At 58.1% G+C, this 15,478-nt stretch carries 16 protein-coding genes and 1 pseudogene; 6 read left to right on the top strand and 11 right to left on the bottom strand.

All coding sequences use genetic code 11. The features are described from left to right. Positions 1-135 precede the first annotated feature (135 nt). From CKW23_RS17665 to CKW23_RS17650, 4 genes are all read left to right on the top strand, one after another. Positions 136-303 (top strand): rubredoxin, encoded by a 168-nt coding sequence (locus CKW23_RS17665; protein WP_025262537.1) that lies wholly within the window; start codon positions 136-138, stop codon positions 301-303. 78 nt (positions 304-381) lie between these two features. After that, complete coding sequence (locus CKW23_RS17660) at positions 382-1,530, top strand: NAD(P)/FAD-dependent oxidoreductase (RefSeq protein WP_025262536.1); 1,149 nt, start codon at positions 382-384, stop codon at positions 1,528-1,530. Positions 1,531-1,720: 190 nt separating this feature from the next. Then, entirely contained in the window at positions 1,721-1,996 is a 276-nt protein-coding gene (locus tag CKW23_RS17655; RefSeq protein ID WP_025262535.1) for an HU family DNA-binding protein, read from the top strand. A 216-nt stretch (positions 1,997-2,212) separates the two neighbouring features. Then, positions 2,213-2,590 carry a helicase gene (locus CKW23_RS17650; RefSeq protein ID WP_025262534.1) on the top strand — a complete coding sequence of 126 codons (378 nt, stop codon included), beginning with the start codon at positions 2,213-2,215 and terminating at the stop codon, positions 2,588-2,590. A 1-nt stretch (position 2,591) separates the two neighbouring features. Here CKW23_RS17650 and CKW23_RS17645 read toward each other — a convergent pair whose 3' ends face one another. From CKW23_RS17645 to CKW23_RS17600, 10 genes are all read right to left on the bottom strand, one after another. After that, positions 2,592-4,553: a DUF4105 domain-containing protein gene (locus CKW23_RS17645; protein ID WP_025262533.1), complete on the bottom strand. Its 1,962-nt coding sequence runs from the start codon at positions 4,551-4,553 to the stop codon at positions 2,592-2,594. Continuing rightward, a complete protein-coding gene (locus CKW23_RS17640; RefSeq protein ID WP_025262532.1) occupies positions 4,550-4,870 on the bottom strand; it encodes a DUF2388 domain-containing protein in 321 nt (106 codons plus the stop codon). Before CKW23_RS17640 ends, CKW23_RS17645 begins: the two co-directional genes overlap by 4 nt. A 36-nt stretch (positions 4,871-4,906) precedes the next feature. Then, positions 4,907-5,212 (bottom strand): DUF2388 domain-containing protein, encoded by a 306-nt coding sequence (locus tag CKW23_RS17635; RefSeq protein WP_025262531.1) that lies wholly within the window; start codon positions 5,210-5,212, stop codon positions 4,907-4,909. A 72-nt stretch (positions 5,213-5,284) separates the two neighbouring features. Then, the gene (locus CKW23_RS17630) at positions 5,285-5,602 is read right to left on the bottom strand and encodes a DUF2388 domain-containing protein (protein WP_025262530.1); all 318 of its coding nucleotides are present in this window, start codon (positions 5,600-5,602) and stop codon (positions 5,285-5,287) included. Positions 5,603-5,956: 354 nt separating this feature from the next. Further along, positions 5,957-6,172: a DUF1127 domain-containing protein gene (locus CKW23_RS17625; RefSeq protein ID WP_025262529.1), complete on the bottom strand. Its 216-nt coding sequence runs from the start codon at positions 6,170-6,172 to the stop codon at positions 5,957-5,959. Positions 6,173-6,492: 320 nt separating this feature from the next. After that, positions 6,493-7,986 carry an acetyl-CoA hydrolase/transferase family protein gene (locus CKW23_RS17620; RefSeq protein ID WP_095068067.1) on the bottom strand — a complete coding sequence of 498 codons (1,494 nt, stop codon included), beginning with the start codon at positions 7,984-7,986 and terminating at the stop codon, positions 6,493-6,495. Positions 7,987-8,167: 181 nt separating this feature from the next. Further along, positions 8,168-9,622, bottom strand: a complete 1,455-nt coding sequence (locus tag CKW23_RS17615) for an NAD(P)(+) transhydrogenase (Re/Si-specific) subunit beta (RefSeq protein WP_025262527.1) — start codon at positions 9,620-9,622, stop codon at positions 8,168-8,170. Then, positions 9,622-9,942 carry an NAD(P) transhydrogenase subunit alpha gene (locus tag CKW23_RS17610; RefSeq protein ID WP_025262526.1) on the bottom strand — a complete coding sequence of 107 codons (321 nt, stop codon included), beginning with the start codon at positions 9,940-9,942 and terminating at the stop codon, positions 9,622-9,624. Before CKW23_RS17610 ends, CKW23_RS17615 begins: the two co-directional genes overlap by 1 nt. 10 nt (positions 9,943-9,952) lie before the next feature. Then, positions 9,953-11,074, bottom strand: coding sequence for a Re/Si-specific NAD(P)(+) transhydrogenase subunit alpha (locus CKW23_RS17605; RefSeq protein ID WP_025262525.1), 1,122 nt, complete (start codon positions 11,072-11,074; stop codon positions 9,953-9,955). Positions 11,075-11,507: 433 nt separating this feature from the next. Further along, complete coding sequence (locus tag CKW23_RS17600; protein ID WP_025262524.1) at positions 11,508-12,416, bottom strand: LysR family transcriptional regulator; 909 nt, start codon at positions 12,414-12,416, stop codon at positions 11,508-11,510. 156 nt (positions 12,417-12,572) lie between these two features. On the opposite strand from CKW23_RS17600, the gene CKW23_RS17595 reads away from it, so the two are divergent. Continuing rightward, complete coding sequence (locus CKW23_RS17595) at positions 12,573-13,754, top strand: acyl-CoA dehydrogenase (RefSeq protein ID WP_025262523.1); 1,182 nt, start codon at positions 12,573-12,575, stop codon at positions 13,752-13,754. Positions 13,755-13,764: 10 nt separating this feature from the next. Then, positions 13,765-14,985, top strand: coding sequence for a CaiB/BaiF CoA-transferase family protein (locus CKW23_RS17590; RefSeq protein WP_025262522.1), 1,221 nt, complete (start codon positions 13,765-13,767; stop codon positions 14,983-14,985). Between the two features lie 74 nt (positions 14,986-15,059). Here the strand turns inward: CKW23_RS17590 and CKW23_RS26990 are convergent. Next, positions 15,060-15,478 (bottom strand): annotated as a pseudogene (locus CKW23_RS26990) (hypothetical protein); the annotation flags it as partial.

Genomic DNA, 15,478 nt, shown 5'->3' with positions numbered 1-15,478 from the left:
CTGGTATCACAAACAGGCTTGCATATGAGTGCTGTGGACAGTACAACCCTCGCGGGGATTTGACTCCAGAAACACGAGCCAGTGGCAATAGACCGCTGCGCCAGTATTTAGCCTGATCATCGAGGGACCCGAACCATGAAAAAGTGGCAATGCATTGTCTGTGGCCTTATCTACAACGAAGCCGATGGCTGGCCCGATGACGGTATTGCGCCCGGCACTCGCTGGGAAGATGTACCCGAAGACTGGCTTTGCCCGGATTGCGGTGTCGGCAAGATCGACTTTGAAATGATTGAAATCGGCTGATCCAGCAGAATATCTGCCGGCTTCACTGGCCTTTTTCGCCAGCAAGCGGCTTCCCACACTTTTTTGATGAGAGAAGTAATGAGCGCACCTGTCGTCATCATCGGTACCGGCCTTGCGGGCTACAACCTCGCCCGTGAGTTTCGCAAACTGGACGGCGAAACACCGCTGTTGCTCATTACGGCCGATGATGGCCGCTCCTACTCCAAGCCCATGCTGTCCACCGGCTTTGGCAAGAACAAGCAAGCCGACGAACTGAGCATGGCACAACCCGGCGCCATGGCAGATCAGCTCAAGGCGCACGTTCGCACCCATACCCGCATCAGCGGCATCGATCCCGGCCACAAGCGACTGTGGATCGGCGAAGAGGCGGTGTACTACCGCGATCTGGTGCTGGCATGGGGCGCGGAAACCATTCGGGTTCCTGTGGAAGGGGATGCGCAGGACGCCATTTTCCCCATCAACGATCTTGAAGATTACGCCCGCTTCCGCGAGGCGGCGGCAGGCAAAAAGCGGGTTCTGATCCTGGGCGCAGGCCTGATTGGTTGTGAGTTTGCCAACGACCTGATCCTTGGCGGCTATGAGGTCGATCTGGTCGCGCCCTGCGAGCAGGTCATGCCGACCCTGTTGCCTCCCGCTGCTGCGGCTGCGGTGCAGGCGGGGCTCGAAGGTATTGGCGCCCGTTTCCATCTGGGGCCGATCCTTAGCCGTCTTCAGCGCAATGAACAGACACTTGAAGCGCACCTGTCCGACGGGCAGGTGATTGCCTGCGATCTGGTCGTCTCGGCCATCGGCCTGCGTCCACGAGTCGATCTGGCTGCTGCTGCCGGTTTACTCACCGGGCGCGGTGTCGTGGTTGATCGGCACCTGCAGACCTCGCACGCCAACATCTATGCCTTGGGCGATTGTGCTGAGGTCGATGGTCTGAACCTGTTGTACGTCATGCCGTTGATGAGCTGTGCCCGTGCCTTGGCGCAGACACTCGCCGGTACGCCGACGGCAGTGAAATATGGCCCGATGCCTATCACCGTAAAGACGCCGGTTTGCCCTCTGGTGGTTTCGCCACCTCCTCGCGGGACCGAAGGAAGCTGGAGTGTCGAAGGCGAGGGCGCGGACATCAAGGCCGTGTGTCATGACGCCGAAGGCCAGTTGCTGGGCTACGCCCTGACGGGAGCCTCAGTGTCGGAGAAACTGGCCCTGAACAAGACGTTACCCCCTCTATTGCCCTGAATATGGGGCGTTTTGTCGGATATGTCGCTTTTTTCGTCCTATAAACGTTAAGCATGTACTGGCGCGTGCCTCAACGGCATGCCATCCTCGGTTACGTCTGCCGCTACGTAGAGCCGTCGCGGCACCTTGTCGCTGCTTTACCCAGGCAGTACGGGACATAAAAACAAAAAACCGTAAAGAGGCTTCATACATGCGTAAACCAGATATTGCAGCCGCTATTGCTGAAAAAGCGGATCTCACCAAAGAACAGTCCAATCGCGTTCTCAACGCCATTCTTGAAGAAATCACCGGCGCACTGCACCGCAAGGACAGCGTGACCCTGGTGGGCTTCGGTACCTTCCTGCAACGCCATCGCGGTGCCCGCACCGGCAAGAACCCGCAAACGGGTGAACCGGTGAAAATCAAAGCCAGCAATACCGTTGCCTTCAAGCCTGGCAAGGCTCTGAAAGACAGCGTCAATCCATAACATTCACTGCGCGCCTTGGCGGGAGGCGAGCAGTCATTGAAACGGGCACACCCATTGGATGGGGTGCCCGTTTTTTATTGCTCAGGATTGCGTTTATAAGAAATGATTCGATCTTCGCCGAAAAACACGATTGTCCTACAGGATTGCCGCCAATAACCCGCTACACTGCCTCACCAATCGCTCTGACCGGGCTGACTTTCTGCTGAGGCAATGTGTATGAAGTTTCGTTTCCTGCTCTGGATGCTGGGCCTTCTGATGGCTCGGGCCAGCCGTACCAATCCTGCGTTTCAGCAGCAGCTTGCCGACAAGGAGCTGACCTTTCAGTTGCAGACTGCCGATGGCAAGGTCGCTCGTCATTTCATCGTCAGTGGCCAGCGCATCCGCAGTGCCGGTGGCGTGGTTGCCGAACCTGCATTCGCCATTGTCTTTCGCGACGCGGCCTTCGGGTTTGCCACGATGCAGGCCAGTAACAAGCAACTGGCGTTCATGAAGGGGATTCAGGACAAGGACATCCAGATCAAGGGCAATACTTCGCTGGTGATGTGGTTTCAGGGCCTGACCAAATACCTGAAACCGAAAAAGAAGGCCAACTGATTCAAGGCAGCTGCAACCCGCCTGCGGCTTTGTGAAGCTCGCGCAAATGTTCACCCATCTGTTTGAGATTGGCTTCGTTGGCCGCGATTTCAGTGGCGCGTTCCGGCTCAAGCAAGGCACGTACTTCCTTGTCGAGATCGCCGGTCAGACGCTTCAATTGCTTCTGGCGCTGGCTGCTCTCTGCTTCAAGTCGCTGCCACTCGCCCGCCTGTGGCAATCCATAACCGCTGCTGCCCAGCAATTCGGCTGGACGGCTGAGAAAGCCGCTGCTGGCGAGAATCTCTTGCAGCGTCTTTGACGCCTGGGAGACGCTGCCGTCTTTCTGTTCCCTTGCTCCGAGATAGCGTTGTTTCACTTCGTCCTGGGCCAGCAGCAATTGCCGGCGCAGGCTTGCCTGTTCCAGCAGCAGAATGGCGGCACTGGTGCGCAGATCGGCTTTATCGAACCACTGGCTGCGTTCTTTGGCTGACAGCAGCAGCCAGTCTTCGACGGTGGTCTGCGGGATGGGCAGATGCTTCTTCAAGACCTCGAACATCGCCTGATAGCGGTCGCGATAGGAGTCGAAGCGATAACCCATGCGCAGCGCTTCCTTTGGATCGTCCAGCACGCTGGTGTCGGCAAGACCGCGGCCTTTGAGCACTTCCAGCAAACCGTTGGGCAGGATGCTGTCCAGGCCGACAAGTTTGGGGTTGTGGGTGCCGCTGCGTAGCAGCTTGAGGTTTTCCACAGCACAGTTGTTGGACAGGAAGTAATAGTTGCCGTCGTAACTCCAGTGCATCTCGGCCGCATGTTGCACCAGCCCTTCGATTTCCGGGCGGGACAGTTTGATCGGCACGGAGGCGAGGCTGCGCAGTTCGGTCTTGGTGTATTCGTCGATGACCTGGGCCAGCGGCAGCACAAACAGTCGCGACGGATAAGCTCCCATCAGGCCGTCCCAGCTGGACAGTTGCACATCGCCCACGAATGCACGGTAAGACAGGACCAGATGTTGATCCAGGTCCAGGCGGCAATCAGGCCCGCGTGGTCGTCCCGGCTTGCAGATCACCAGGCGCAACATGCTGTGGCCCCAGCGGCTTACCCAGTTCTGGTTGGCTTCAGCCAGCAGGTAGTCGACTTCATAGACCCGCTCCGGATCAAGCTTGCCCAGAGGTTCGCGTCCGAAATCGCTCCCCGCATTCAGGTACGGGAAGAAGGACGGGCACTCGTCTTTCTGCGGCGGAGCCCAGCCGAAATGTTCCTTGTAGTAGGCGTACAGGGCCGGACGGCGGCAGGCGTAGGCCGGGTCGAGCAGGAAGTACTCCATGTTCACGGCCACGAATTCCAGCGGGCTGGTGGTTTCGTAGATGTCCGGGCTGCGTGCGACCTGCCCGTTGTGTTCCTCCCGCTCGCCGCGTCGGCCGACATATTGCGGCCAGCCTGCCAGGTCCAGCAGGCGCGGATCATCGCTCAGGGTGAAGCGTCGCTCGGTTTCGCCACGGCAACTGTCAGGCAGGCCAATGTTACCTGCTGAACTGTTCTGGCGTGAGCAGCGGAAAATCAGGGCGCGCTGCGTTGAAGACCACAGGCGGGCGCGATCGTAGACGTGGGTCAGCTCGTGCAGAACCGTGGCGAGCATTTCACGCCGGACCGTGCCGTGAGGGCGTCCGGTCTGGGTGGTGGCTGCCGAGCCGTCGGTCAACGGCGCCAGCAGTTTTGTATTGAGATAAAGCTGGTAGGGACCGGCAGCCTGGCCATAGGCGTTTTCAGGCATATCGCCGGACCAGCGCACTTCAACACGCCGGTCCAGATCCTTGATGAAGCTTGGCGGCAGGGCGCGCATGGCTTCATCAAGGAGTGTCTGGCTCGCATGTTGTTGGGCTGGGGTCAGGTCGTCGGTCTGCAGCTCAAGCGTCAGGCTGGCAAGAGCATGGGGTGCGACCAGCGACAATGCGCCGGCAAGCAGCCAGGCGCCAAGTCGTCTCACAGAGCGAGAATGGCTTCGGCCAGTGTCCGGTCACTGGCATCACGTGCTTCAGGCACGCGGGTGCGCAGGGTATCGAAAGCGGCATCGAGTTGCGCGCCGTGGATGTCACCGTCGCTGGCGACATAGCTGGCGGCGTCGTCTTTGGCCTGGATAACGACCTTGGAGTCGCGAATGGAGGTCGTGGTGTCCGAGGTGAAGTCGATGGAACGACCGAAAGCGCGAACGATGATATTGCTCGTGGCCACGACGGTCTGGGCCTGGGCAATGTCTGCCATTACTAGCAGGCCAAGGGTAGCGGCAATCAGCGGGGTACGCATGTAACGTCTCCAGTTACGCAAAGAGGTCGAAAGTGACTATTGGACGAGGATTGTTTCTGCCAGTTCAAGGTCGCTGGCATGAAGTTTTGACTGGGTGTTTCGCAGGTTGCGCAATGCTGACTCCAGTCGGACACCGCGGATCTGGCCGTCAGTGGCAACGAACGCCGCTGCATCATCCTGAGCGGCCAGGATCAGTTTTCTGTCGAAAGGCGCAGTGGTGACCTGAGTGGTGACGTATCCGGTAATGACCAGGCTCTGTGTCGTCGTATCAAAGGCCTGAGCCGGGCTGACCCAGATCAGGCTGGCGACTGGAGCTGCAAACAGAAGAGGTAATAAACGCATGGCTTTCAATGGCTGGAAAAACGAGGTCCAAGGCTAGCGCAATGCCAGCCCTGGAGCTACCCCAGGACTGGCTTAGATGGCCAGAATGGCCTGGGCCAGTTGTGTATCTGTTGCGCTCAGGTTCGGGTATTGCTGGCGAATGTGCTGGAACGCGCCTTCCAGTTGAGCACCGCGGATGTCGCCTTCGCTGGCCACGAAGCTGGCAGCTTCGTCACGGGCGGCACGGACGATCTTGTCGTCTCTCAAGGAAGAAGAGGCATCGGAAGTGGCTTCGCTGGAAGCTGCCACTGCGCCCACGACTGCATCGGTAGTGACGATGAAGCTGGTGGCGCTTGCACTGGCAGCCGCTGTCAGCAGTGCGGCTGCAGCGAGGATACGGAACAGAGTCATGGTGGAATTCCAAAGTGTGACGGAGTGGGCATTAGCCTATCGCAGCCGTCATGAGATTGTCATTGCAGGGTGCAGGCCGGTAGGCGAATGGTTTACGTGGAACCGGATTTATCCGGGAAGAGCCCCCGTACATTCTCTGCATCTCTGCTGGTAGCGAATGAGGCTTCCCGGGTGTCAGCCGCCGTGCGCCAAACTGTACAGGTATTTATTCCTGTTGGTAAAACTGTACCTGTTCCGGGATATTTCAGTCCACAAACGACAAGGCCCGTCTCGGTTGTCTGAGACGGGCCTTGTGTTAAACAATTTGGGGTGCTGGTGAGAGACCTGTGAGGTCTGGACCAGCGGGCGCTTGAGTTAGCGCCAGAACGGCTTGCTCAGCTCTTCGTAACGCTGTGCTTCGCTGATACCTGCGTCGGCGAGCAGACGTGCATCCAGGCGAGCCAGTTGGTGGCGGCTGGAGAGACGACGCTGCCAGAGCATCAGGTTGGCGAGTACGCGCAGAGGCCATGCAGCTTGAGCGGTGTTGACGGTGCTTTCGTTGAACAGGTCGGAACTGACTGTACGTTCCATGGTGTGACTTCCTTCCGCTTGTGGCGGGTTTAGAGAATGACTTGACTGGTGCCTATCTTCCTCTCAGTCGGCCAGTATCTATAGACACAGTTCATTTGTATTGTGATGGTTCAGTTAACTGTTTATAGGCACTGTTTTGTTCATAAATGGGGCAACTGTACCGGTGAGCACTTATATGGTGCATTTTGTGGTCGGGCGTGGTGGGTTTTGCTGTTTTTAGCCGTTTTTTGACCGGTACAGAAGTACAGTTTTTTTAAGATAGGTTGAGTGACACTGGAAAGTGAGCCAAGAAACCTCTTGCTCACTTGCAACTGTGTTCCTCAGGTCGGCAGCATGCGACCAGTCTCTTCCAGGTTGATGTGCCAACTCAGTGCTTCGCGCAGGATGTGCGGGGTGTGTCCGCCGATGGCGCAGGCGGCCGCAAAGTATTGATTCAGAGCCTCGCGATAGTCTGGATGCACACAATTGCCGATGATGATCCGTGCGCGTTCGCGAGGTGCCAGGCCGCGCAGATCGGCCAGGCCCTGCTCGGTCACGAGGATGTCTACATCGTGCTCGGTGTGGTCGACATGGCTCACCATCGGCACCACGCTGGAAATCGAACCGCCCTTGGCGATGGATTTGGTGACGAAGATGGCCAGGTGGGCATTGCGCGAGAAGTCGCCGGAGCCGCCGATGCCGTTCATCATCCGGGTACCGCAGACGTGGGTCGAGTTCACGTTGCCGTACAGGTCGAATTCCAGTGCCGTGTTGATGCCGATAATGCCCAGGCGGCGAATGACTTCAGGGTGGTTGGAGATCTCTTGGGGGCGCAGCACCAGGCGTGACTTGTAGCGATTGAAATCCGAGAACACTTGCTCGTGCTTGGCGGCGGACAGGGTCATGGAGCTGCCGGATGCGAAGCTCAGTTTGCCGGCATCGAACAGGTCGAAAGTCGAGTCCTGCAGCACTTCGGAATACATGGTCATGTCATGGAACGGCGAATCCAGCAGGCCGTGCATCACGGCATTGGCGATGGTGCCGATCCCGGCCTGCAACGGCATCAACTGGTTGGTCAGCCGGTCTTCGCGCACTTCCTTCTTGAAGAACTCCACCAGATGGTTGGCGATGGCCTGGGTCTCGGCATCCGGCGGCAGTACAGTTGAAGGTGAGTCGCCCTGATCGCTGATGACAATACCGACGATCTTTGCCGGGTCGATCTTCACGGCGCTGCTGCCAATGCGTGAGTCGGCATCCAGGACCGGAATCGGCAGGCGGGTCGGCCGATAGCTGGGGATATAGATGTCGTGCAGGCCTTCCAGCTCCAGCGGCTGTGACAGGTTGATCTCCACGATCACCTGCTTGGCCAGGATCGCGAAGCTGGCCGAGTTGCCGACCGAAGTGCTCAGCACCAGATGGCCTTCTTCGGTAATCGCCACGCATTCGATGACGGCCAGATCCACTGCCTTGATCTGGCGGTTGCGCAACTGTTCAACGGTATCGGACAGGTGCTGGTCTATGAACATGACCGTACCGTTATTGATGGCTTTGCGCAGCGTATTGTCGACCTGGAAGGGCATGCGACGAGACAGCACGCCGGCTTCGGTCAACTGCTTGTCCAGATCGTTGCCCAGGCTGGCGCCGGTCATCAGGCTGATCTTGAGTGGCGACACTCTGGCGCGTTCGGCCAATGCGTGGGGAACGGCCTTGGCTTCACCGGCGCGGGTGAAGCCGCTCATGCCGACGGTCATGCCATCTTCAATCAAGGCAGCGGCATCTGCTGCACTCATTACCTTGCTCATCAAAGAAGGCAAGCGGATACGGTCGCGGTACATGGATTCTGTCTCGAAGGTGGAAGCGAGGGTCAAGTCTAGAGATTCAGGGATTTTCCGTCCCGCGACCAAGGTCGCATTGGAGGCCTCTAATCAGGGCCTTTCAAGGCAAAACACTGTTACGCGGAATGTAAAAAAGCCCCAGGCGCAGAACGCACTGGGGCTTTTCTGAAGCGAATTGAGGCTAAGCGTTTTCCACAGCCTTAACCATGTCCTCGATCACCTTTTTGGCGTCTCCGAACACCATCATGGTTTTATCCATATAGAACAGTTCGTTGTCCAGACCGGCATAACCGCTGGCCATGGAGCGCTTGTTGACGATGATCGTCTTGGCCTTGAAGGCTTCGAGAATCGGCATCCCGGCAATCGGCGATTTGGGGTCGTTGCGGGCTGCCGGGTTGACCACGTCGTTGGCGCCCAGCACCAGCACCACATCGGCCTGACCGAACTCGGAGTTGATGTCTTCCATCTCGAACACCTGGTCATAAGGCACTTCGGCCTCGGCCAGCAGCACGTTCATATGCCCAGGCATACGGCCTGCTACCGGGTGGATGGCGTATTTCACGGTGACGCCGTGATGGGTCAGCTTCTCAGTCAGTTCTTTGAGTGCATGCTGCGCCCGTGCGACTGCCAGGCCGTAGCCCGGGACGATGATCACGGTGTCGGCGTTGGTCAGCAGGAAAGTAGCATCGTCGGCCGAACCGGATTTGACCGGACGCGCTTCCTTGGCATTCGCCGGGCCACCGGCTTCGGTTGCGCCGCCGAAGCCGCCACCGATCACGTTAAAGAATGAGCGGTTCATGGCTTTGCACATGATGTAGGACAGAATCGCACCCGAAGAGCCCACCAGCGAGCCGGCAATGATCAGCATCGAGTTGTTCAGCGAAAAGCCGATACCTGCCGCTGCCCAGCCCGAATAGCTGTTGAGCATCGACACCACCACGGGCATGTCCGCGCCGCCAATCGGGATGATCAGCAGCACGCCGATCACGAAGGCCAGGGCCAGCATGATTGCGAAGGCGGTCAGGTTGCCGGTGAACGTGAACGTCAGGCCAAAGAACAGCGTGGCCAGCCCGAGAATCAGGTTCAGCTTGTGCTGCCCGGCAAACTGTACCGGTGTGCCCTGGAACAGACGGAATTTGTACTTGCCCGACAGCTTGCCGAAGGCGATCACCGATCCGGAAAAGGTGATTGCCCCGATGGCGGCGCCGAGGAACAGCTCCAGGCGGTTACCGGTGGGTATCGCATCGCCAAGGTTGCGCACGATGCCCAGCGATTGTGGCTCCACGACGGCGGCAATCGCAATGAACACCGCTGCAAGACCGATCATGCTGTGCATGAAGGCGACCAGCTCCGGCATTTTGGTCATCTCGACACGCTTGGCCATGATCGACCCCGCCGTGCCACCGACCAGCAGGCCGACCACGATATAGCCAATGCCCGCGCTGGTGCCTTCGACGGTCGAAAGGGCCGCCAGCTTGAAGACCAGGCCGACGGTGGTGATCACGGCCAGGCCCATGCCCAGCATGCCGAACAGGTTGCCGCGACGGGAAGTTGTAGGGTGCGAGAGTCCTTTAAGCGCCTGAATGAAGCAGATCGAAGCGACCAGGTACAGCAGGGTGACCAGATTCATGCTCATTACTTCTGCACCTCGTCTTTTGCCTTGGGTGCTTTTTTCTTGAACATTTCCAGCATGCGCCGGGTGACCAGAAAACCGCCGAACACATTCACGGCAGCCAGGGCCACGGCAAGCGTGCCCATGATCTTGCCCAGCGGCGTGACCGTCAGGGCGGCAGCGAGCATTGCGCCGACAATCACGATGGCGGAAATGGCGTTGGTCACGGCCATCAGCGGCGTATGCAGGGCAGGCGTCACGTTCCAGACCACGTGGTAACCGATATAGATCGCCAGTACAAAAATGATCAGGTTATAGATACCAGGGGAGATCAACTCTTCCATTGTCTTGTCCTCAGCCGTTCTTGCGAATGACTTGGCCGTCGCGGCACATCAGGCACGCGGCGACGATGTCGTCTTCGAGATTGATCTGCAACTGGCCGTCCTTGTCGAACAGCAGCTTCATGAAGTCCAGCAGGTTGCGTGCGTACAGCGCCGAGGCGTCAGCCGCGACCAGGGCGGGCAGGTTGGTATGGCCGACGAGGGTCACGCCGTGCTCCACCACCACCTGATCGGCCACTGTCAGCGGGCAATTGCCGCCTTGTGCCGCGGCCAGATCGATGACTACCGAGCCGGGCTTCATCTGTGCCACGGTTTCGGCACTGAGCAGCACCGGTGCCTTGCGGCCTGGGATCAGTGCGGTCGTGATCACAATGTCAGACAGCTTGGCGCGCTCATGCACGGCGACGGCCTGACGCTGCATCCAGCTCGCAGGCATTGGACGTGCGTAACCGCCAACCCCTTCGGCGCACTCGCGCTCTTCATCGGTTTCGTACGGTACGTCGATGAATTTGGCACCCAGAGACTCGATCTGCTCTTTGACAGCAGGTCGCACGTCGGAAGCCTCTACTACAGCGCCCAGTCGCTTGGCCGTGGCAATGGCCTGCAACCCGGCAACACCGGCACCGAGCACCAGAACCCGAGCGGCTTTCACGGTGCCTGCAGCAGTCATCAGCATCGGCATGAAGCGCGGGTAGTGATGGGCTGCCAGCAGTACGGACTTGTAGCCGGCGATATTGGCCTGGGACGAAAGCACATCGAGGCTTTGCGCACGGGAGGTGCGCGGCGCCGCTTCCAGGGCGAAAGCGGTGATGCCGCGTTCGGCCAGCCTGGCGATGGTTTCGTTATTGAACGGGTTAAGCATCCCGATGACGATCGTGCCGCTCTTTATCAGAGCCAGTTCGCTGTCGTTGGGGGCTGTGACCTTGAGGATAAGCTCACCTGCGAAGGCTTCGCTTGCTCCACCGATGGTGGCGCCCGCCGCTTCATAGGCACTGTCTGGCACGCTGGCATGGATGCCCGCTCCGCTTTGCACAGTGATTCTATGGCCTTGGCTGATCAGCTTTTTGATGGTTTCCGGGGTGGCAGCAACCCGTGTTTCACCCGTTTGGGTTTCAAGAGGAACACCAATGTGCACGTCAAATCTCCTGCGTGATCTTTTTATCTTCATAAATAGGCCAGCGCACTACGGCTGGTGCATCTGGGGTGGCCGATCAGCATGCCCCCAGGCCTTGAAAGCCTTGGGGGCGGAGCATTCTGCAATTGAAGTCTGGGCGCTTCAACACATTCTGTAACGAGACTATAAATTAACTACAAGTCATCCTGTGACCTATTGTCGCAAGTGATGGCTGTAAGCCTTTATTTATAGGCCTATCAGGAGATTCCATCTGAAAATTGTGGAAAAGAGGAATTTTTCAGGGATTTGCCCGAAACGCTTCAAAAACAGCCAAAGACCCCGTAAATAAAGAGCATCAGTCAATTTTTGCGTCATGGTGAAAGATTGTCCTCAAGCGACAAAACCTTATATTTGTAGGTGTTTATAAGGCATCACTACTTTCTGGTTTCGGTGCTCAATCCCTTGCTGGTGGCAGCCTGTAGTCTTTTGCCTGATCGATCAGCCAATCCCGGAATGCGCGCAGAGACGCTGATTCGACTTTTCGCTCCGGAATCATCAAGTGATAGGCCTTGATGCTGGAGAGTGCATGGGTGTTGGCAATGACCAGTCGCTTTTCCTGTAACTCGCGTTGAATCAGAAAGGGAGGAATCAGGGCAATTCCCATCTCGTGCATGGCTGCCTGGGCAAGCATGGAGAATAGCTCGTACCGAGGGCCTGTCATGTCGCGAGGGATATTCAGGTGCTGCGCGTTGAACCACTGTCGCCAGGCGTAAGGCCGCGTGGTCTGTTGCAGCAGTGGCATCTCGGCGATTTGCCTGGTATCCAGGCTGTGCCGTCCTTGCATGAGAGCCGGGCTGCAGATCGGCATGGGGTTCTCGCTCATGAGGCGATGGGCCTCGGTGCCCGGCCAGTCGGCATCGCCAAAGTAGATTGCGGCGTCGAAATCCGTATCGGCAAACAGGAAGGGGCGAGTCCGGTTGGTGAGGTTGACCGTGACTTCAGGGTGGCGCTGCTGGAAATCCTTGAGCCGTGGCAGCAGCCATTGCGTGCCGAAGGTGGGCACGACCGCCAGTTCAATCACACTGGCGCCTTGCTGACCCATGATCGACAGCGTGTCGCGCTCCACCGCATCCAATTGCGCGGCAACGCGACGGCTATAGGAAAGGCCGGCTTCGGTCAGCTTCACGCCACGCCTGGAGCGTCGGAACAGTTCGATGCCCAGGAATTCTTCCAGGCTGCCGATCTGCCGGCAGATGGCGCTCTGGGTCAGCGACAGTTCGTGTGCCGCCTTGGTAAAGCTCTCGTGGCGAGCGGCGGACTCGAAGCTGACGAGTGCGGCTGTGCTGGGTATTTTTCGCCGCATGTACGCTGGCCTCACTCGTCGTTGATAGATCTGGCGTTTATACGAATCACGGAGTGAGAAATTAGCACAAGAGCTTGAGTAATCGTCGTTTGTCGCCTTGTGAAAGCGGGTCTAGGATCACTTCACAACATTTGCGAGCGACGCGAGGAGTGAGTCATGGGTGGTAAAGCAAGCTTCAACTGGATTGATCCGCTGCTGCTGGATCAACAGCTCACAGAAGAAGAGCGCATGGTGATGCGCAGTGCTGAACAGTTCGCCCAAAGCAAGCTCGCTCCCCGGGTGCTTGAAGCCTTTCGTCATGAGCAGACCGATCCTGCCATTTTTCGTGAAATGGGCGAGGTCGGCTTGCTGGGTGCGACCATTGCGGAAGAGTTCGGCGGCAGCGGCCTGAATTACGTGAGCTACGGACTGATTGCGCGGGAAGTGGAGCGCGTCGATTCGGGCTATCGCTCAATGATGAGTGTTCAGTCTTCTCTGGTGATGGTGCCGATCAATGAGTTCGGCACCCTGGCCCAGAAGCAGAAGTACCTGCCAAAACTGGCGTCCGGCGAGTGGATCGGCTGTTTCGGCCTCACCGAGCCTGATCACGGTTCCGATCCGGGTGCGATGATCACCCGGGCGCGCAAGGTCGAGGGTGGGTATCGCCTGAGCGGCAGCAAGATGTGGATCACCAATAGCCCTATCGCGGATGTGTTTGTGGTCTGGGGCAAGGATGACGAGGGCGACATTCGCGGCTTCGTCCTGGAGAAAGGCTGGGCCGGGCTGAGTGCTCCAGCGATTCACGGCAAGGTGGGATTGCGTGCATCCCTCACTGGCGAGATCGTGATGGAGAACGTCTTTGTGCCTGAAGAAAACATCTTCCCGGATGTGCGTGGTCTCAAAGGCCCTTTTACTTGCCTGAACTCGGCCCGCTACGGAATCTCCTGGGGTGCCCTCGGGGCTGCGGAGTTCTGCTGGCACACGGCGCGGCAATACACGCTGGACCGCAAGCAGTTCGGACGTCCTCTGGCCGCAAATCAGTTGATCCAGAAAAAGCTCGCTGACATGCAGACTGAAATCACTCTGGCGCTGCAAGGGTGTCTGCGGCTGGGGCGCATGAAAGACGAAGGTATCGCGGCGGTGGAAATCACCTCGATCATGAAGCGCAATTCGTGTGGCAAGTCGCTGGATATCGCTCGAATGGCTCGCGACATGCTGGGCGGCAATGGCATCTCCGACGAGTTTGGTGTTGCCCGTCATCTGGTGAACCTTGAAGTCGTGAATACCTATGAAGGCACGCATGATGTGCACGCATTGATTCTGGGGCGTGCGCAGACCGGCATTCAGGCTTTCTATTAAGGAGTCTGCCATGGGCGCGCTTTCGCATATTCGAGTGCTTGACCTGTCGCGCGTCCTGGCCGGTCCCTGGGCGGGGCAGATCCTTGCGGACCTCGGGGCTGACGTCATCAAGGTCGAGCGTCCTGGCAATGGTGACGATACGCGCTCATGGGGGCCGCCATTCCTGAAGGATCCGGCGGGTGAGAACACCTCTGAGGCGGCTTATTACCTCTCGGCCAACCGCAACAAGCAATCCGTGACCATCGACTTCACACGGCCTGAAGGGCAGAAGCTGGTGCGGGAGCTGGCGGTGCGCTCCGATATCCTGATCGAGAACTTCAAGGTCGGTGGGCTGGCGGCTTATGGGCTGGACTACGAAGCGCTCAAGGCTATCAATCCACGCTTGATCTATTGCTCCATCACCGGCTTCGGGCAAAACGGGCCTTATGCCAAGCGAGCGGGTTATGACTTCATGATCCAGGGGCTTGGCGGGCTGATGAGTCTTACCGGTCGCCCTGAAGGGGAGGAGGGCGCGGGGCCTGTTAAGGTCGGTGTCGCCTTGACGGATATTCTCACCGGGCTCTATTCGACCAGTGCGATGCTGGCGGCCTTGGCCCATCGGGATCAGAGTGGCATTGGGCAGCATATCGACATGGCCTTGCTGGATGTACAGGTGGCTTGCCTGGCAAACCAGGCGATGAACTATCTCGCCACGGGCAATGCTCCACGTCGTCTGGGGAATGCTCATCCCAATATCGTGCCTTATCAGGATTTCCCGACGGCGGATGGCGACTTCATTCTTACAGTCGGTAACGACAGCCAGTTCAGGAAGTTTGCCGAGGTGGCCGGGCAGGCGCAGTGGGCTGATGATCCTCGCTTCCGGACCAACACGCTGCGGGTGGCCAATCGTGCCGAGCTTATCCCGCTGATCCGCCAGGTGACGGTGTTCAGGACGACGGCGCAGTGGGTCGAGGTACTTGAAGCGGCGGGTGTGCCGTGTGGGCCGATCAATGATCTTGCCCAGGTGTTCGCAGATCCGCAGGTTCAAGCGCGTGGACTGGCTATAGAGATGCCGCATGCACTGGGTGGTAGCGTTGCGCAGGTGGCCAGCCCGATCCGGCTTTCCGAGACGCCGGTTGAATACCGGCGTGCGCCTCCATTGCTGGGTGAGCATACACAGGAAGTCTTGCAGAACATTCTGGGGCTCAAGGCTGAAGAGGTGCTGGCGCTCCGTGAGGCTGGGGTGCTTTAGCTCATACATAGAAGCGAGAGGCTCTTCATCTATATGGGAAGCGTCCGTTTCGGTTAATTTCAATGAAATCGAAATTAACGGTTGACGGGCGATTTAATGTCTCTATAATTCGCCCCACTTCCGGAGCAGACGGAACTGAAAAAGCCTTGTAGATCAATAGTTTGCAAGTGTTTTACGGTTCTGGAGTCGAGCTGGAAGTGCTTCGATCGTGGTTGGATCAGCAGCGGTGTGAGAAAGCGTTTGACACAGCCTTCGGGTCCTGTAGAATTCGCCTCCCGCTGACGAGCAACCTGAGGTTGATCGAAGCGCAAGTGGTTGAAGTTGCAAAGGAAACTTTGAAACTTGTTGAAATAACCGCTTGACAGATACAGAGGGTGCTGTAGAATGCGCGCCTCGGTTGAGACGAAAGGCTCAACCCACCGCTCTTTAACAACTGAATCAAGCAATTCGTGTGGGTGCTTGTGGTGTAAGACTGAAGTCAACAGATTATCAG

This window comes from Pseudomonas sp. Irchel 3A18, from assembly GCF_900187465.1.
In the GTDB taxonomy this organism is placed as follows: Bacteria; Pseudomonadota; Gammaproteobacteria; order Pseudomonadales; family Pseudomonadaceae; genus Aquipseudomonas; species Aquipseudomonas cichorii.
Note: the sequence above shows the minus strand (reverse complement) of the source record. Positions and strands in the feature narration are given on the sequence as shown.